The sequence below is a fragment of the Winogradskyella sp. genome, from assembly GCF_045105575.1.
Lineage (GTDB): Bacteria > Bacteroidota > Bacteroidia > Flavobacteriales > Flavobacteriaceae > Winogradskyella.
This window is the reverse complement of record NZ_JBGCDQ010000011.1, coordinates 1-19301: the sequence shown is the minus strand read 5'-3', so window position 1 is coordinate 19301 and position 19301 is coordinate 1. Positions and strand designations below refer to the sequence as shown.

17 protein-coding genes are annotated in these 19301 nt (G+C 34.2%); 13 read left to right on the top strand and 4 right to left on the bottom strand.

Annotation, left to right across the window (positions count from 1 at the left end; genetic code table 11):
• Positions 1–4: 4 nt before the first annotated feature.
• Complete coding sequence (locus AB8B52_RS03345) at positions 5–1441, bottom strand: NADP-dependent isocitrate dehydrogenase (RefSeq protein WP_406025237.1); 1437 nt, start codon at positions 1439–1441, stop codon at positions 5–7.
• A gap of 146 nt (positions 1442–1587) precedes the next feature.
• Positions 1588–4221, bottom strand: coding sequence for a valine--tRNA ligase (locus AB8B52_RS03340; RefSeq protein WP_406025235.1), 2634 nt, complete (start codon positions 4219–4221; stop codon positions 1588–1590).
• Between the two features lie 186 nt (positions 4222–4407).
• On the opposite strand from AB8B52_RS03340, the gene AB8B52_RS03335 reads away from it, so the two are divergent.
• The 5 genes from AB8B52_RS03335 to AB8B52_RS03315 all read left to right on the top strand — a co-directional run bounded on the left by AB8B52_RS03335 (position 4408) and on the right by AB8B52_RS03315 (position 8699).
• A complete protein-coding gene (locus tag AB8B52_RS03335; protein ID WP_406025233.1) occupies positions 4408–4833 on the top strand; it encodes a DUF1573 domain-containing protein in 426 nt (141 codons plus the stop codon).
• 119 nt (positions 4834–4952) lie between these two features.
• A complete protein-coding gene (locus AB8B52_RS03330; protein WP_406025231.1) occupies positions 4953–6143 on the top strand; it encodes a pyridoxal phosphate-dependent aminotransferase in 1191 nt (396 codons plus the stop codon).
• Positions 6143–7156: a UDP-N-acetylmuramate dehydrogenase gene (gene murB, locus AB8B52_RS03325; RefSeq protein ID WP_406025229.1), complete on the top strand. Its 1014-nt coding sequence runs from the start codon at positions 6143–6145 to the stop codon at positions 7154–7156. The genes AB8B52_RS03330 and murB overlap by 1 nt, the downstream gene beginning before the upstream one ends.
• 197 nt (positions 7157–7353) lie before the next feature.
• Positions 7354–7887 (top strand): RNA polymerase sigma factor, encoded by a 534-nt coding sequence (locus AB8B52_RS03320; protein WP_406025227.1) that lies wholly within the window; start codon positions 7354–7356, stop codon positions 7885–7887.
• Between the two features lie 11 nt (positions 7888–7898).
• Complete coding sequence (locus AB8B52_RS03315; protein WP_406025225.1) at positions 7899–8699, top strand: RNA polymerase subunit sigma-70; 801 nt, start codon at positions 7899–7901, stop codon at positions 8697–8699.
• Between the two features lie 75 nt (positions 8700–8774).
• Here AB8B52_RS03315 and aqpZ read toward each other — a convergent pair whose 3' ends face one another.
• On the bottom strand, positions 8775–9494 hold the full coding sequence (gene aqpZ / locus AB8B52_RS03310; protein WP_406025223.1) for an aquaporin Z: 720 nt from the start codon (positions 9492–9494) through the stop codon (positions 8775–8777).
• A 218-nt stretch (positions 9495–9712) separates the two neighbouring features.
• On the opposite strand from aqpZ, the gene AB8B52_RS03305 reads away from it, so the two are divergent.
• From AB8B52_RS03305 to AB8B52_RS03275, 7 genes are all read left to right on the top strand, one after another.
• The gene (locus AB8B52_RS03305; RefSeq protein ID WP_406025221.1) at positions 9713–9916 is read left to right on the top strand and encodes a membrane or secreted protein; all 204 of its coding nucleotides are present in this window, start codon (positions 9713–9715) and stop codon (positions 9914–9916) included.
• Between the two features lie 6 nt (positions 9917–9922).
• A complete protein-coding gene (locus tag AB8B52_RS03300) occupies positions 9923–11035 on the top strand; it encodes a glycosyltransferase (RefSeq protein ID WP_406025219.1) in 1113 nt (370 codons plus the stop codon).
• Positions 11026–11571, top strand: coding sequence for an RNA polymerase sigma factor (locus AB8B52_RS03295; protein ID WP_406025217.1), 546 nt, complete (start codon positions 11026–11028; stop codon positions 11569–11571). The genes AB8B52_RS03300 and AB8B52_RS03295 overlap by 10 nt, the downstream gene beginning before the upstream one ends.
• A complete protein-coding gene (locus tag AB8B52_RS03290) occupies positions 11571–12815 on the top strand; it encodes an NRAMP family divalent metal transporter (protein ID WP_406025215.1) in 1245 nt (414 codons plus the stop codon). The genes AB8B52_RS03295 and AB8B52_RS03290 overlap by 1 nt, the downstream gene beginning before the upstream one ends.
• Before the next feature lie 51 nt (positions 12816–12866).
• Positions 12867–13739 carry a lipoyl synthase gene (gene lipA, locus AB8B52_RS03285; protein WP_406025214.1) on the top strand — a complete coding sequence of 291 codons (873 nt, stop codon included), beginning with the start codon at positions 12867–12869 and terminating at the stop codon, positions 13737–13739.
• Positions 13739–14734 carry a type I glyceraldehyde-3-phosphate dehydrogenase gene (gene gap, locus AB8B52_RS03280; protein ID WP_406025212.1) on the top strand — a complete coding sequence of 332 codons (996 nt, stop codon included), beginning with the start codon at positions 13739–13741 and terminating at the stop codon, positions 14732–14734. Before lipA ends, gap begins: the two co-directional genes overlap by 1 nt.
• Positions 14735–14874: 140 nt before the next feature.
• Entirely contained in the window at positions 14875–17025 is a 2151-nt protein-coding gene (locus AB8B52_RS03275; RefSeq protein WP_406025210.1) for an ATP-binding protein, read from the top strand.
• Here AB8B52_RS03275 and lpxK read toward each other — a convergent pair.
• Complete coding sequence (gene lpxK / locus AB8B52_RS03270; protein WP_406025208.1) at positions 17018–18016, bottom strand: tetraacyldisaccharide 4'-kinase; 999 nt, start codon at positions 18014–18016, stop codon at positions 17018–17020. The two genes, AB8B52_RS03275 and lpxK, sit on opposite strands and share 8 nt — an antisense overlap.
• A 127-nt stretch (positions 18017–18143) precedes the next feature.
• Here lpxK and AB8B52_RS03265 point away from each other — a divergent pair, with 127 nt between their 5' ends.
• Entirely contained in the window at positions 18144–19238 is a 1095-nt protein-coding gene (locus tag AB8B52_RS03265) for a Nif3-like dinuclear metal center hexameric protein (protein ID WP_406025206.1), read from the top strand.
• Positions 19239–19301: the final 63 nt, after the last annotated feature.

Below are 19301 nucleotides of genomic sequence, written 5' to 3'. Positions count from 1 at the left end.
AAACTTACTGACCTTGACCTAAAGAGTAACCTCTTACGCCATCAAATGTATATAAGTTTTCGGTTTTAATAGTATCAATACCGTTGTCTACAGCTTTATTTAATACTGCAATAATATCACTTTTAGAAGGCTGTTTTCCTTCTACAGTGCTAAAACGGCATCTCCAGTGATCCGTACAAAACGTCTCTTCATAACCTTTTGGCCAAACTTTTACACCTCTGTTAGTAATCATGGTAAGGTTAAGCACATCTGTATTCATGTGCTCTAATTTTTCGCCAATAATATTAGGGTCTGTTCCTTCCCAATCTACAAATACATCAACACCTACAAGCACTTTTTCGGCTCTTGGTTTTCTTACATGTTTTGGTATTTCAATAATACCAGCATTTTTAAAGTTTACCTTAGGTAACGTTTGTGGCTCTTCGCCTAAATTAGCAACAACCGCTTCAGCAAATTCTTTAGTCCCTACTTTTTGTGTACTTACACCTTCTTTATAAATATCGTAAGTATGGATACCATCTTCCATGGTCTTAAGCCATGCATTCTGAACTTTCTCAGCGACATCAGGTTGTCCAATATGCTTCAACATTAAAATAGCTCCTTGTAAAAGACCAGATGGATTTGCTAAGTTTTGACCTGCTCTTCTTGGTGCTGAACCGTGAATGGCTTCAAACATCGCATGATCGTGACCAATATTTGCAGAACCTGCTAAACCAACCGAACCTGTAATTTGAGCAGCAATATCAGAGAGGACATCACCATATAAATTTGGCATTACAATAACATCAAAGGCTTCTGGTGTATCTGCTAATTTAGCAGCACCTATATCAATAATCCAGTGCTCGTTTTCTATCTCAGGATACTTTAATGCGATTTCATCAAACACCTTGTGAAACAAACCGTCTGTTTGCTTCATAATATTATCTTTTGTGAAACAGGTTACTTTTTTACGTCCATATTTTTTAGCGTATTCAAAAGCGTAGGTTACAATTTTTTCACAACCAGGACGGCTGATTAACTTTAAACATTGTACTACCTCATCAGTTTGTTGATGCTCAATACCTGCGTATAAATCTTCTTCATTCTCTCTTACAATAACAACATCCATTTTTGGGTGCTTTGTAGCAATAAAAGGATGTAAACTTTTACATGGTCTTACATTTGCAAAAAGACCTAAAGTTTTTCGCGTCGTTACATTTAAACTTTTATAACCACCACCTTGAGGTGTGGTAATTGGAGCCTTCAAAAATATTTTATTCTTTCTTATCGTCTCCCAAGCGTCGTTAGATATACCTGCCGTATTTCCTGCTAAATATACTTTTTCACCAACATCAATTTCATCAATATCTAATTTTGCACCTGCCGCTAATAAAATACTTAAGGTGGCATCCATAATTTCTGGGCCGATACCGTCACCCTTTGCAACTGTTATTTTAGTCATAAAATTAAGTTTTTAAAGTTGCGCAAAGATGCAACGGTTTTTTAGTATTGTTTTATTTATGTTTTTAATCGTAATCATAAACAAAATTTATAAAACAAAAAAAAGACCAGATAAACTGGTCTTTTTCGTTGGGTTTTATGTGACATCTACTTCAAACTAGATAAACTCGCTTTTATAGTTTCAATTTTAGCCAAAGCATCCGCTTCTTTATTCTTTTCAGCAGCAACTACCTGTTCTGGTGCACCAGCCACAAATCGTTCATTCGATAATTTCTTTTGAACCGATTTCAAAAAGCCTTCCGTATATTTCAATTCTTCCTTAAGCTTTTCAATTTCTGCTTCTACATCAATGCTGCCTTCCATAGGAATAAAGTACTCATTCGATTTTACACGATACGTTAAAGCACCTTCAACAGTGTCTGTGACATAATTGAAAGTTTCAAGATTTCCTAATTTTGAAATAACCGCATCAAAAGTAGGATTCACCTTTTCGTTATTAACTACTGAGAAGCCAATCGCATCTTTAAAGGCAATGTTCTTTTGTTTTCTGATGTTTCTGATGCCTGTGATGACTTCTGATGCAAATTCAAACTCTGAAATCAAAGTGTCATTGATTGATTTTGCTTCTGGCCATTTTGAAATGATTAATGCTTCTTTTGGCGAACGCTCCTTTATATAATGCCAAATTTCTTCAGTTAAGAATGGCATAAATGGATGTAATATCTTCAGAATATCTTCAAATATGGCATTGACACTTGCTAAAGTCTTCGCATCAATAGGTTGTTGGTAAGCTGGTTTTATAATTTCTAACAACCACGATGCAAAATCATCCCAAATCAATTTGTAAGTGGACATTAAAGCATCACTTAATCTGTATTTGCTAAAATGATCTTCAATTTCTAAAAGGGTTTTCTGAAATTTAGATTCGAACCACTCCAACGCTATTTCACTAGATTCTGGTTGAGGAATTGTTTTAGCTTCTTCCCAACCTTGCACTAATCTAAAGGCATTCCATATTTTATTGGCGAATTGTTTGCCTTGCTGGCAAAGGTCTTCATCAAACATTAAATCGTTTCCTGCCGCTGAACTTAATAAAAGACCTACTCTAACTCCATCAGCTCCATAATCTTCGATTAACTTTAAGGCATCTGGCGAATTACCTAAAGACTTCGACATTTTTCGTCGTTGCTTATCTCTAACCAGACCTGTTAAATATACATTTTCAAACGGTCGTTCATCTTTGTATTCGTAGCCAGCAACAATCATACGTGCTACCCAAAAGAATAAAATATCTGGACCAGTCACTAAATCGTTTGTTGGGTAATAGTATTTTATTTCCTCGTTTTCGGGATTTCGGATACCATCGAACACGCTCATTGGCCACAACCATGATGAGAACCAAGTATCTAGTGCGTCCGTATCTTGTTTTAGGTTTGACGCTTGAAGCTCGGAGTTGGAAGTCTTTACTCTTGCGAGCTCAACTGCTTTTTCAATGGATTCTGCAACTACAAAATCTTCTTTACCATCGCCATAGAAGTATGCCGGAATCTGTTGTCCCCAAAGTAACTGACGTGAGATATTCCAATCGCGAATATTCTCCATCCAATGACGATAGGTATTTTCAAATTTCTTCGGAAAGAGCTTTACCTCTCCTGTTTTTAGAACCGCATCAATAGCAGGTTTTGCTAAATCTTCCATTTTGAGAAACCATTGGTCGCTTAATCTTGGTTCAATTACGGCTTTAGTTCTTTCAGAAGTGCCTACCTTATTAATATGACTTTCAGTTTTCACTAAAATGCCAGCGGCTTCTAATTCTTTAGTCACAGCTTTTCTAACCACAAAACGATCTTGACCTTCGTAATGCATTCCGAAGCTATTCAAACTGGCATCAGCATTAAAAATATCAACTACTTCTAAATTATGCTTATCGCCTAAGACTTTGTCATTTTCATCGTGAGCAGGTGTTACTTTAAGACATCCTGTTCCGAATTCAATATCCACGTATTCATCTTCGATAATAGGAATGACGCGTCCGCAAATTGGCACAATCGCTTTCTTTCCTTTTAAATGAGAAAAACGTTCGTCATTCGGATTGATACAAATGGCCGTATCACCAAAAATAGTTTCTGGTCTTGTCGTCGCAATCGTTAATTTCTCATCGCTGCCTTCAACTTTGTATTCTAAATAATAAAGAAGCCCTTGTTTTTCAACATGAATCACTTCTTCATCGGATAATGTGGTTTGCGCCTCTGGATCCCAATTCACCATGCGGAAACCTCTATAGATAAGTCCTTTATTATGTAAATCTACGAAGACCTTAATTACAGCTTCAGACATGTCGTCATCCATCGTAAACTTAGTACGATCCCAATCACAAGAACAACCTAATTTTTTTAATTGTTCTAAAATAACACCACCATATTCTTCAGTCCATTCCCAAGCATGTTTTAAGAATTCGTCTCGTGTTAAATCATTTTTATCAATGCCTTGTGCTTTCAATTTGGCAACAACCTTGGCTTCTGTAGCAATCGATGCATGATCTGTACCAGGTACCCAACACGCATTTTTACCCAATAATCTCGCACGACGAATCAGCACATCTTGAATGGTATTGTTTAACATGTGTCCCATGTGCAAAATTCCTGTCACGTTTGGTGGAGGAATAACAATCGTATAAGGTTCTCTTTCATCTGGTGTAGAATGAAAGTAATTATGCTGCATCCAGTAGTCGTACCACTTACTTTCTACTGACAATGCGTTATATTTAGAAGGAATCTCCATGTTTGGTATCGTTTTTGTAATAAGACTGACAAAAGTACTTATATTTCCTTTTTTGAAATCATATTAATGTAAGAATATAGGTTGAAAAGCCATAAATTCTGTTAAATGGAGTGTATTACATCTAATAAATTTTGTTTGAAAGGAAAAAGTAACTAAGTTTGAATAATCAATTTTAAAATTAAAATGATGAAAAATTTAATAGCAGTTTTATTTGTAGGACTAATGAGTCTTGGTGCTTTTGCTCAGGAAAAAGTAGCAAAAATCGAGTTTAAAACGGATGTAATCGATTATGGTACTATTGAGAAAGGTGCTGACGGAGTGCGTGTTTTTGAATTTACCAACACAGGAAATGCTCCATTAGTAATTTCTAACGTAAAGTCAACTTGTGGTTGTACAGTTCCTAAAAAACCAAAAGGCCCAATTATGCCAGGTGAAACAGGTGAAATTGAAGTAAAATACGATACAAAACGCGTCAACCCAATAAGAAAAACAATTACTGTATTTTCTAATGCTGACACACCAACAGTAGCCTTAAAAATTAAAGGTTTAGTTGTCGATTCTAGTAAAACAAGTGTTTTAGAAAAGAAAGAAAAAAGCATGATTGAGCAATAACAAATCTTGCATCTCATAAAATGAATGAGTTTTCTTAACAGAAAGCTCATTTTTTTTATGCTTTTTTTTCACATTAGCTTTAAGAAATTTCAGAACTTAGCACTTTAAAAACAGATCTAATGCCAACAATATCAAATAAAGGCATCCACATGCCAGAATCACCAATTAGAAAATTGGTGCCTTTTGCTGAAGAAGCACAAAAACAAGGGAAACATATTTTCTACCTTAACATAGGTCAGCCAGATATAAAAACACCTCAAGTAGCACTTGATGCGATAAAAAACAGCAATCTCGAAACCTTAGCTTACAGCAGATCTGAAGGCTCTGAAAGTTACAGAACAAAAATCGCTGGATACTATAAAAAGCATTCTATTGATGTTACACACAACGATATCATTGTAACTACAGGAGGAAGTGAAGCGCTTTTATTTGCTTTTGGGAGTATTATGGACGAAGGAGATGAGATTATCATTCCAGAACCTTTTTATGCCAACTATAATGGATTTTCAACGGCTTCTGGTGTGAATGTTATTCCTGTAATTTCTAAAATTGAAGATAACTTCGCACTACCACCAATTGAAGCGTTTGAAAAACTTATTACACCAAAAACCAAAGCCATTTTAATTTGTAATCCAGGGAATCCTACAGGTTATTTATATTCTAAAGAAGAAATAAAAAAGCTCGCTGCTATTGTAAAAAAGCACGATCTCTTTTTAATTGCCGACGAAGTTTACAGAGAATTTGTGTATGACGGAGTTGAGCATTATTCTATTTTACAGGAAGCTGGATTAGAAGACCATGCCATTATTATTGATTCAGTTTCTAAACGTTACAGCATGTGTGGAGCACGAATCGGCTATTTAGTTTCAAAAAACAAAGCTGTTATTACAACCGCATTAAAATTTGCACAAGCGCGATTAAGTCCACCAACCTTAGCGCAAATTGCGAGTGAGGCTGCTTTAGATACTCCACAGCGTTATTTTGATGATGTTAAAGACGAATACGTAAAACGCAGAAACACACTCATAACAGAATTAGAAAAAATTGAGGGTGTGAAAGTTGCAAAACCGAATGGTGCCTTTTATTGTATTGCCGAATTACCTGTAAAAAACACAGATAATTTTGCAAAATGGCTTTTAGAATCTTTTGATTACAATAACAATACCGTTATGGTAGCTCCAGCAGCCGGCTTCTACTCTACACCTGGTGTTGGTTTGAATCAAATTCGTATTGCATATGTATTAAACGAAGAAAGTTTAAAAACCTCAGTCAAAATTTTAGCAGAAGCACTTAAAGTTTATAAAGATTAATGACCACAGCGACTAATGTTTCATTAAAATCATTTAATACTTTTGGAATTGATGCCAAAGCAGCATCGTTTTGCAATATCACGTCTGTTGAAACGCTCCAAAACGTTTTAAAAACACGTCCATCTCGTCCTCTATTTATTTTAGGAGGAGGAAGTAATATGCTTTTGACAAAAGATATTGAAGCGTTAGTACTTCATATTAATCTAAAAGGTATTGATATTGTTAGTGAAACAGAACACACTGTTATTGTAAAAGCCATGGCTGGTGAGAACTGGCACGATTTTGTACTGTGGTGCTTACAACACAATTATGGTGGTATTGAAAATTTATCACTAATTCCAGGAAATATTGGCACGGCTCCTATTCAAAATATTGGTGCTTATGGTGTTGAACTCAAAGATACCTTTGTGCGTTGTGAGGCGATTCATATTAAAAACCAATCTTTAAGACTATTCTCTAAAACAGATTGTAATTTTGGCTATAGAGAATCTGTATTTAAGCAAGATTTAAGAGATCAGTATATTATTACTAGTGTTTATCTAGAGCTAACGAAAGTCAACCATACATTACACACCGACTATGGTGTTATTAAAAATGAATTGGCAGATCGTGGTATTGAGACCCCAACAATCAAAGATGTTTCTAACGCTGTAATAGCCATAAGACAAAGTAAATTACCAGATCCAAAAGAGATTGGTAATAGTGGTAGTTTTTTTAAAAACCCTGTAATTTCTATTGAAGGTTTTCACAAATTAGAACAAAATTTTCCAGATGTACCTTCTTATAAAATTTCAGAAGCATTGGTAAAAGTACCTGCTGGTTGGCTTATTGAAAAAGCTGGTTTTAAAGGCAAACGCTTTAAAGATTATGGAGTACACCATAAACAAGCTTTGGTTTTAGTGAATTATGGTGATGCTACTGGCAAACAAATTTTAGAACTAGCACAATTAATTCAAACCACAGTAAAACGCCTCTTTAATATAAGTATTGAAACGGAAGTCAATATTATATAAAACAAAAGTCACAATATAAATTGCGACTTTTGCCTGTTAGAATAATTTTGTTTGAAAAAGCTATTAATCAATTACTTGAGGGAAAAATTATTCTAAAAATATATGGTGAGCACCTCTGTAAGGTGTATTTAATTATATTTACGTTTCCAAATGAATTTTGGATGTTTTAAAACCCTTAAAATCAATATTTTAACATTTTGAGTATAACACCTACAGAGCAAAAAATTATTGCGTTTCTTAAAAAAGGAGACAAACGTGCTCTAAATCTACTTTACGAAAACTACTCAAACAGTCTTTACGGTGTCATTTTAAAAATTACGGTTAACGAAGAAATTGCACAAGATGCATTACAAGAAACCTTTATAAAAGTTTGGAAAAACGCTTCTAAATACGATGCTTCTAAGGCGAAACTCTTCACCTGGTTATTTCGTATTGCTAGAAATACAGCCATTGATAAACTCAGAAGTTTTAATAATCGTTTTCATAAAGAAGTCCAAATTGAAACTTCTAACGTATATATTCTGCCAACAACGAACTTTAATCAAGATGTCATGGACATTAAAGAACATGTTGGGAGACTAGAAGAAAAATATCAAATTGTGTTAGATGCTTTGTTTTTTCAGGGCATGACACAACAAGAAGCCAGTGACGAATTAGAAATTCCGCTTGGTACTATTAAATCTAGATTAAAAATAGGATTACGCGAACTTAAAAAAGTTTACAATCCATAAATTATTTGATCATGGAAAAAAAACTACAAGACTTTTTAAGCTCTAACCTACTGAATAAGTATTTGGTTGGAGAGACTTCTTTAGAGGAATCTAATGAAGTGGAACATTTTATTTCAAATTATCCGGAAGCGGCTGAGGCTTTTGATCAACTTCAAGATAATTTAGAAATTATAGCGAAAGCAGGAGCTGTTACTACACCTGACCATATGCTCGAAGATATTTTAGAATCACTAAAAACGCCTAGTGATGCTAATGCTAAAGTGATTGAGATGGTACAACATAAAAAAACGACTCCTTGGTACAGTATTGCTGCAAGTGCTGCAGCCGTTTTACTAGCAGCTACCACATTTATGCTTTATCAAAAGAACTTAGAGTTAAATAGTGAGAATAATGTTGTTGTAGAAGAAATTTTTGATCTCCGTAGCGATATTGAAAGTAACAACGCTAAACTCGATGCCTTATCTAGAGAATTGTTAAAACTTAACAATCCTGATTCTAGAAAATATGTAATTAATGGTAACGAACGTGCAAAAGATTTAAAAACAGTAGCTTATATTAACTCTGTTGAAAAAACGTCTATGATTGATGTGATTACATTACCACAATTGCCAGAAGAGCAACAATACCAAATTTGGGCTGAGTTGCAAGATCGTATGGTTAACTTGGGTATTTTAGATGAATCTGATCGTAAGCTAAAACAAATTCCTTACATGGAAGATGCACTCGCACTAAGTATTAAGATTGGTACAAAAGGAGATACGACCAACGAAAATGATACTGAAGTTGCTGAAATTTCTTTAAAAGATAAATAAAATCAAAAGAGAAACATAAAAAGCCTGAACAATAAATAATTGTTCAGGCTTTTTTCATTCTTAATTTTTAAAAATTTAATCTCTATTTGGAGCCATAAATTTATAAACAATACCTGCTAAAATAGCACCAACTATTGGAGCTACCCAAAACAACCATAATTGACCCATCGCATCTGCACCTGCAAATATTGCCGTTGCAGTACTTCTAGCAGGATTAACAGAAGTGTTTGTAACTGGAATACTAATAAGGTGAATTAGCGTTAAAGCCAAACCAATTGCCATACCACCAAAACCTGGCGCTGCATTCTTATGTGTTGCACCCAAAATCACAATTAAGAACATAAATGTCATTACAATTTCGGTAACGAGTGCACCTACCATTCCAAAGTTCACACCATAAACATTTGCATCGTAAAAATTACTTGCAAACGCACCTGCTCCAACTGTTCCATCTGCACCAGCAAAGCCAGTAAAATCAGCCGAACTGCTTACAATTAAATACAAAATACCTGCACCAGCTGCTCCACCCAATACTTGGGCAACAATATAACCTAACAACTCCTTACCTTCAAATCTGCCTCCAAAAAACAATCCAATCGAAACTGCTGGATTAAAATGACCACCTGAAATATGGCCCAAGGCATAAGCACCAGTTAAAACAGTAAGACCAAATGCTAGAGAGACTCCTACAAGTCCAATCCCAACATCTGCGACACCTGCAGCTAATACTGCACTTCCACAACCACCTAGTACTAACCAAAAAGTACCAATAAATTCTGCTAATAGTTTTTTCATAATTAAAATAGTTAGTTAATAATATAATTAATAGTTATACGACACACCAATAAGGAGTTAAGTCACATTAGAATTGGGCAGAAAATAAATGTAAAAGCTTATCTTTGCATTAAAGTTACAGTTTTAAATGACATATTAGAGATTGAAATTCAAAATATGTAAAAATTTGATTATCAATGGTGTTGTGCTGTAACATTAAAAAATAATAAATTCAAGAGATGAAATTAGTATTATTAACATTAGGATTATTAGCACTAGCAGTAGCAGGCATTACCATAAAAATTTGGGCTAAAAAAGATGGTAAATTTGCAGGTACATGTGCAAGTCAAAACCCTATGCTCAATAAAGAAGGTGAGTCTTGTGGTTTTTGCGGTAAATCACCTGAAGAATACAAAGACTGTAGCGAACCTCAACATTCTTAAGTCTTCATGACGCCACTCTTAGTACTATTTTATGCATTTATTGCCGTTGTTGGTATTCAAATTATATACTACTTAAGTTTTTTATTCGCTTTTGGTGTAAAGCGTGCCGCATCAAAATCTAAAAAACACATTCCTATTTCTCTAATTATTTGTGCTAAAAATGAAGCCGAAAATCTAAAGAAAAATATTCCGCTATTCTTAGAACAAGCGTATTCAAATTTCGAAATTGTTTTAGTAAACGACAGCTCGTTTGATGCTACATTAGAGGTTATGGAAACTTTTGCAGCAAAGAACGAAAACATTAAAATCGTCGATGTTAAAGAAAGTGAAGCTTTTTGGGGCAATAAAAAATATGCCTTAACTCTAGGTATCAAAGCATCTAAACATAACTTTTTAGTTTTTACAGATGCTGATTGTGTGCCAAATTCTAACCAATGGTTGGCAAAAATGAGTAGTTATTTTTCTAATGAAAAATCAATTGTCTTAGGTTATGGTGCTTATTCTAAAAAGAGATTTTCATTTTTAAACAAACTGATTCGTTTTGAAACTGTGATGACTGCATTGCAATATTTTTCTTATGCAAATATGGGATTACCTTACATGGGAGTTGGTCGGAATATGGCTTACAGAAAAGATTTATTTTTTAATAATCGTGGGTTTAACAACCACATGTCTATTAAATCTGGAGACGATGATTTATTTATAAATGAAGTCGCGAATTCTTCAAATACGGCATTGAGTTTTACAACAGATAGTTTTACGATTTCAGAACCTAAAACATCATTAAAAGCTTGGATGCTTCAGAAAAGAAGACATATCAGCACCGCATCGCTATACAAATGGAAACATAAATTATTATTAGGTCTATTTTACAGCTCGCAACTATTATTCTGGATTTTAGGAATTTTACTTTTTGTATTCAGTTTTAATTGGCAATTGCTATCTGCATTAATTGGGTTACGTTTTGTAATTCAATGGTTATGTTTGGCATTTACAGCCAAAAAATTAAACGAAACAGATCTTATTATTCTCGCTCCAATTTTAGAATTATTTTTAATTACTACACAATTAAGTATCTTTATTGCTAATCTGATCTCTAAACCAAAACATTGGAAATAAAAGACGCGATAAGTAAAGCCAAAGAAAATAATCAAATAGCCTTCAACTTTCTTCTTGATGCGTATTGGAACGATGTCTACGCATTTCAATTAAAACGCACTCTAAATGAGAACGATGCTGAGGACATTACCATTCAGACGTTTTCTAAGGCTTTTGATAAGATCAACACTTATAAAGAAGACTATAAATTTAAAACGTGGTTGATTACCATTTCTAAGAATATCCATATTGATTTAATCCGAAAACAAAAAAATTCAATACGAAATACTTCCAAAGACAACGACGAGCACTACTTTCAGATTATAGATGATTCGCCTACACCTGAAGATAAAATTATTACCGAGCAAAATTTAGCAAAACTTCTTAGAGATATTAAAAAGTTAAAACCGCATTACCAAGAAGTGATTAATTTGAGGTATTTTCAGGAATTAAGCTATAAAGAAATCTCATTAGAATTAAAAGAGCCTATAAATAATGTGAAAGTAAAACTACTGAGAGCAAAAAAATTATTGGCTGCTATTATTACTAAAACATAATGCTTTTATCCTTTAAAAAACTCGGACCAGGTTTATTATTTGCAGGAGCAGCAATTGGTGTCTCGCACTTGGTGCAATCTACAAGAGCTGGTGCTGATTTTGGCTTAGGTTTACTTTGGGCTTTACTATTAGTGAACCTTTTTAAATATCCTTTTTTTCAATTTGGACCAAGATATGCTTCTGCTACAGGAGAAAGTTTAATAGAAGGCTACCATAAATTAGGCAAAGGCGTTTTGGCGACCTATTTTGTTCTAAGTTTAGGAACTATGTTTACCATTCAAGCTGCCGTCACTATCGTAACAGCAGGCTTAGCACATTCTCTTTTTGGTGATATTAGTGTTTTAAATTTTGGTTTTAACACGATTACAAGCGTAGAAATCTGGACTGTTATTATCCTTGGTATTTGTTTACTGATTCTCTTTCTAGGGAAATACAGCACTTTAGATAAGCTGATTAAAATTATTATTATAACATTAACCATAAGCACACTTGTAGCGGTTTGCTTTGCTTTTGACTCTTATACCCAACCTGTTTCTTTTACTCAAATTTTACCAGAAAATGCTACTGAAATTACATTTTTAATTGCCTTTATGGGATGGATGCCTGCACCATTAGATATTTCGGTTTGGCACTCTATTTGGGCAATAGAAAAAAAGAAAGACGAAAACACATTTACACCCAAAGCCGCTTTACTAGATTTTAATATTGGCTATGCAGGAGCGATAGTTCTAGGTATTGCTTTTTTGTGCTTAGGCTATTTTGTAATGTACAACACAGGCGAAACGTTTAGTAATAAAGCGTCTGTATTTTCGAACCAATTAATAGATCTTTACACTAAAAGTCTTGGCAATTGGGCTTATGTTCTCATAGGTATTGCAGCCTTAACAACCATGTTTAGCACAACAATAACCACGTTAGATGCGTCTCCACGAGCCATGTCTAAAAGTTTAGACACACTTACAAATAAAACGTATAACAAGGGCTATTTACTATGGATTCTCATACTCACCTTTGGCACCTTAATTATTTTTTTCGCTTTTGCTTCAGAAATGGGCTTCCTCATTAAAATCGCTACAATACTATCGTTTATTACAGCTCCGTTTTATGCTATTATTAATTACAGATTAATTACGAGCAAGCACACTCCTAAAGCTTGGAGACCGAGTTTAAAACTTCATGTTTTATCATGGTGTGGCATTGTTTTTTTAATCGGGTTTAGCATCTGGTATCTCGCTTTACTTTGAGTAATTTTAAATTTTTACTTCGTATCTTTGTATTCTGAAAACGAAAAACGCATGGAAACAACTGTTGCTTCAAATGTATTACCAGAGCGCAAGCCGAAATGGTTACGCGTAAAATTACCTACTGGAAAAAAATATACTGAATTAAGAACCTTAGTAGATAAGTACAAACTAAATACCATTTGTACCTCTGGTAGTTGCCCAAATATGGGTGAATGTTGGGGAGAAGGCACAGCAACTTTTATGATTTTAGGAAACGTCTGCACGCGTTCTTGTGGCTTTTGCGGTGTAAAAACAGGACGACCAGAAACAGTAGATTGGGACGAGCCAGAAAAAGTAGCACGTTCTATAAAATTAATGCAAATTAAACATGCTGTTTTAACCAGTGTAGATCGTGATGATCTTAAAGATATGGGAAGCATTATGTGGTCCGAAACTGTAAAAGCAGTACGACGCATGAATCCTGAAACCACACTAGAAACATTGATTCCAGATTTTCAAGGTTTAGAAAAACATATCGATCGTATTATTGATGTGGCACCAGAAGTGGTTTCACATAATATTGAAACGGTCAGACGACTTACTCGCGAAGTGAGAATACAAGCGCAATACGACAGAAGTATGGGTGTTTTAAAATACTTAAAAGCACAAGGACAACGCAGAACCAAATCTGGCATTATGCTCGGTCTAGGTGAAAAACGAGAAGAAGTTATTGAAACGTTGCATGATCTTAGAGCAAATGATGTGGATGTGGTTACGATCGGACAATACCTTCAACCTAGTAAAAAACATTTACCAGTAAAGCAATTTATAAATCCAGATCAATTTGATGAATATAAAGCGATTGGTTTAGATTTAGGATTTAGACACGTAGAAAGTAGCGCCTTAGTAAGATCTTCATATAAGGCACAAAAACATATTAATTAATGATTAAAGTGGCCATTAATGGCTTTGGCAGAATTGGTCGACGTGTTTTTAGATTAGCATTAGCGCATCCTGAAATTAAGGTGGTTGCCATTAATGATTTGGCAGATGCCAGAACGTTAAGCCATTTGCTTAAATATGATAGTATTCATGGTGTTTTGAATGAAACTATATCTTTCGATGAAAATCATATTTTTATAAATGACAAATCGATTCCTTTATATAGAGAATCGCATCCCAAAAGTATAGATTGGTCGCAGGTTCAACCTGATTTTGTTGTAGAATCTACAGGAAAATTCAAAACCACATCACAACTTCAACACCACATCACTAATGGTGCAAAACATGTCGTTTTATCAGTGCCTGCATTAGAAGACGACATCAAAACAATTGTTTTAGGAGTCAATGATAACACCTTAAATGGTTCAGAAACCATCATCTCTAATGCCTCTTGTACTACAAATAATGCGGCACCAATGATTGCTTTAATAAAAGAGCACTTAGGTATTAAACAAGCTTATATTACTACCATTCATTCTTATACTACAGATCAAAGTTTACACGATCAGCCTCATAGAGACTTAAGACGCGCAAGAGCTGCTGGGCAATCTATTGTGCCAACCACCACTGGAGCTGCAAAAGCGCTGACAAAAATTTTCCCAGACTTAGCTGATGTTATTGGAGGCTGTGGCATTAGAGTTCCCGTTGCTAATGGTTCTTTAACAGATATTACCATTAATGTTGAAAAGCCAACGACGATAGAAAAAGTCAACGAAATTTTTCAACATGCAGCCAAAAATCATTTAAAAGGCATTCTCGAATATACAGAAGACCCAATTGTATCTATCGATATTGTTGGTAATCCGCACTCATGCATCTTTGATTCTCAAATGACTTCCGTTATCGGAAACATGGTAAAAATAGTAGGATGGTACGATAATGAAACAGGCTACAGTTCAAGAATTTTAGATTTAATTTGCAATTTATCGGACAAATAGTGACTTTTGTCGAATAAATAATTATATTTGCTCAAATTAAAGTGAGCTGAATGTCCCAGATCAAATATTACATATTTGTTTTTTTAGCATGTTTTTGTAGTCTTATTTTCGCGCAGCAAAATAGCGTTGAAGATAAAGATATGCTAGCATTGCGATTAAAAGAACATTTGCAGCAAGCCTCATTAGATAATGATCGCGGCAAATACTACAATGCCAAAGATAATTTAGACAAAGCCTTAATTATTGCTAATAAAATTGAAGACAAAACCAATCAAGGTAAAATTCATACTAAAATTGCCAAAGTACAGTTTTTAGTTGGTCAACAGAACCAAGCCAATATTTCACTTGGTAAGGCTATTCAAATTCAACGTAAAAACAATGATTACGCCAACCTTGCTATTACCTACAATATAAAGGGTGTTATTCACAGCACTAAAGAAGAATACAAAAATGCTTTAGAATACTTTAATTCAGCAAAAAACCTGTTTGAACAAGAAGATTTAAAGGAATACATTTCTGAAGTCACCCTAAATGAAGCCAAAGTACTCATTGCACAAAATCGATTTGAAGACGCCAGGCTTAAGCTTGAAAAAACAATACTCATAGCAAAAAAATACGACCAAAAACGCCGTTTAAGTAGTGCTTTAATTCAGAGTGGAAAAGTATTTAGTGCCTTAGATAATTTAGATTTAGCCTTATCACAAACCGAAGAAGGGCTGTCTATAGCCAAATCACATAATCTTTTAGAAAATGTAAATGAAGCATTTTTAACCATTAGTGATATTCATGAAAAGAGAGGGGATTACCAAAGTTCGTACAGTTATATTAAACAACATATTCAGTTATCCGATTCCATATTAAATGTCAAACGCGAAAATTTACCAGCCGGATTATCAGGAAAATACATTAGCAATTATAAAGATGCTGAAAATGCGCAATTAAAAGCGCAAATTGATGAAGTAAGCGCAGAAAGTGCTTTTACCAGAATTACAACTATTTTAAGTATTGCATTAATTACCATTTTGTCCTTATTAACCTTGTCGTTATATAAAAACAACAATATTAGGCTGAACACCAATACAATGCTTCACAAAAAGAATGATGAACTTATTGTGGCAAAAGAAAAGGCAGAACTTGCCTCTAAAACAAAAGCCAATTTCTTATCGACAGTAACACACGAATTACGCACTCCTTTATATGCTGTAACAGGACTTACAAATATGTTGTTAGATGAAGATCCGAAAGACCATCAAATTCCACATTTAAAATCTCTAAAATTTTCAGGTGATTACCTACTCACCTTTATCAACGATATTCTTCAAATTAATAAAATTGAAGCTAATAAAGTTGAATTAGATCCAGAACATTTCAACCTAAAAAACAAAATAGAAAACGTTATGTCTGCCCTTAGCAATTCTGCTAATGATCAAGACACCAAATTACATTTTGACTATGAAGACGGTTTACCAGAAACATTTATTGGTGACCAATTAAAGATTTCCCAGATCTTAATTAACCTACTTGGCAATGCTATTAAATTCACAAAAGATGGAGACATCTGGGTGAAAGCGTACAAAATTGACGTAAAAGACAATATGTACAAACTTCGCTTTGAAATTAAAGATAATGGCATTGGAATTACAAAAGAAAAACAAGACCAAATGTTTGATAGTTTCTCACAAGGTTCTGTTCAAATCAACAGAAAGTACGGAGGTACTGGTCTTGGTTTATCGATTGTAAAAGGATTAATTCAAATTCTGAAAGGTAAAATTTACTTAAAGAGTGAGCTTGGAAAAGGCTCTACCTTCTTTTTTGAATTGCCTTTAGAATATGATAAAGAAGCCGACAAACCTAAAGTAGAAGAAGTTAAAAAAGTAAGTAAAATGGAAAATCTAGACCTGACTAATGTTAAAATTCTAGTTGTAGAAGACAACAAAATCAACCAAATGATTACTAAAAAGATTCTTAACAAAATGAATCTGTATTGTGATGTGGTAGATAATGGTGAAGCTGCTGTAGAAAAAGTAAAAGAAGTCACTTATGATGTGGTTTTAATGGATATTCACATGCCAGGTATCAGTGGATTAGAAGCCACTAAAATCATTAGAACGTTCGATAAAGAACTGACTATTTTTGCACTCACCGCTGTTACCTTAGAAGACAAAATGCACGAGTTTGGTGAAGCAGGTTTTGATGATATTATTTCCAAGCCATTTAAGCAAGAAGATTTTGAAGATAAATTACACGCAGCACTTTCAGGCGAAAAAATTGTGTCTAGCTTCTTTAGCTAACAAATGATTGCACTGCAGTATTAAATTCTGCTGCTCTATCTATCTGTATTTGAATTGGCAAATAGTACAACTTACGTTTTAACCTATCGTGATTAGATAAGCGTACATAATCCTTTTCCGTTGTAATGATTAACGACTTCGAAACTAAGGTTTCTATATCCGAAGCTCTAAAACTATAATGATCACCATATTCTAAATGATCAAAATGCAGTCCCTTTTCCACTAAAAAATCTACCAGTGGTTTCGCATTGGCAATGCCTGTAACTAAAGTAAATTTAGGAAGTGTTGCCAATTCTAATGTATCCGAATCCGACATCACCTTATCTGCATAATCCACATAGCTAAAAAATACATGTTGATTATTTCGTAATTTTAATTTTGAAGTCACCTGTTGCTTTTCAGCTTCAGAAATGGATTTTTTACATTTTGTAACAACGATAAGATCTGCACGTTTGGCACCAGACCTTGGTTCGCGCAAATTTCCTGTTGGCAAGACCGTATCCTTATAATAAAGATTGTTATAAGCCGTCAATAGAATATTAAAACCAGCTTTAACCTTTCTATGCTGATAGGCATCATCTAATAAAATAACCTCTGGTTTTTGCGCTAACTTTCTTAATTCTGAAATTCCATTTTGCCGATCGGCATCTACAGCAACCTTAACATCGTCGAATTTTCTATAAAATTGAAATGGTTCGTCACCAATAGTATCTGCATTGGCATTTTTATCCGCTAAAATAAAACCTTCCGTTTTTCTTTTATAACCTCTACTTAGTGTAGCCAGAGATCTTTCATCTTTTAAAAGTCGAATTAAATACTCTATCATTGGCGTTTTACCAGTACCACCAGTACTTAAATTTCCGACGCAGATTACAGGAAAATCGTAGGACTTTGAAGATTTAAAACCAGCATCGTACAACCAATTACGCAATAAAGTAATCACATAATAAATGGGAACAATAGGAAACAATATGATGCGGATAACGTTCAAGAGTATTAAATGAGCAACTAAATATTAAATTTTAAACAAATATATGAATGACGAATTACAACTGACCGATTTAAAAAATAAAGAATTACAGATGAATTTATATTATTTTTGAAACAAATATACACTTATGATTATACAAGACGTCATTAATCACCTACACGATTTAGCACCTTTAGCTTACGCTGAAGATTTTGATAATGTTGGCTTGTTAGTTGGTGATAAAAATAAAGAAGTTTCTGGAATACTCGTTACTTTAGATACGCTTGAAGCTGTGGTTGATGAAGCTATTGAAAATAATTGCAACCTCATCGTCAGCTTTCATCCTATTATATTTTCAGGCTTAAAAAAGTTAACAGGTAAAACCTATGTGGAACGTGTGGTGATTAAAGCTATACAGCATAACATCGCCATTTTCTCAATTCATACGGCTTTAGATAATGCCTATCAAGGTGTCAACGCTATTATTTGTGATCAATTAGAACTAAAAAATAAAAAGATATTAATTCCGCAATCTGGCACCATAAAGAAACTCCAAACCTACGTGCCAAAAGCAAATGCCGAAGCATTACGAACCGCTTTATTCGAAACTGGTGCAGGACGTCTTGGTAATTATGAGTCGTGCAGTTTTAATGTAGAAGGCGAAGGTACCTATTTAGGAAATGAAGCATCAAATCCTGTCCTCGGTAAAAAAGGCAGCTTACACACTGAAAAAGAGGTGGCTATTTCTGTGACATTCAAAAAACATCTAGAATCTAAGGTACTTAAAACCTTGTTTGAAGCGCATCCTTATGAAGAGGTGGCTTATGAAATTTCAACCTTAGAAAACACCAATCAACATATTGGTTTAGGCATGGTTGGCGAGCTTGAAAATGCTATGGAAACCGACGATTGTCTTAATTATATTAAAACAAAAATGCGTACCGAATGTATAAGGCATTCTAAACCCTTAAACAAACCTGTAAAACGCATTGCAGTTTTAGGTGGTTCAGGAAGCTTCGCGATTTCTGCCGCTAAAGCCGCAGGCGCAGACATTCTGGTTACAGCAGACTTAAAATATCATGACTTTTTTAATGCCGAAAATGACATTGTATTAGCAGATATTGGGCATTATGAAAGTGAGCAGTTCACAAAAACGTTTTTAGTGGACTATCTCTCGAAAAAAATTACTAATTTTGCAATCATTTTATCAAAGACAAATACAAATCCGATAAAGTATTTATAATTATGGCAAAAAAAGCTGAAGTTTCTGTTGAAGAGCGATTGAGAGCACTATATGATTTACAAT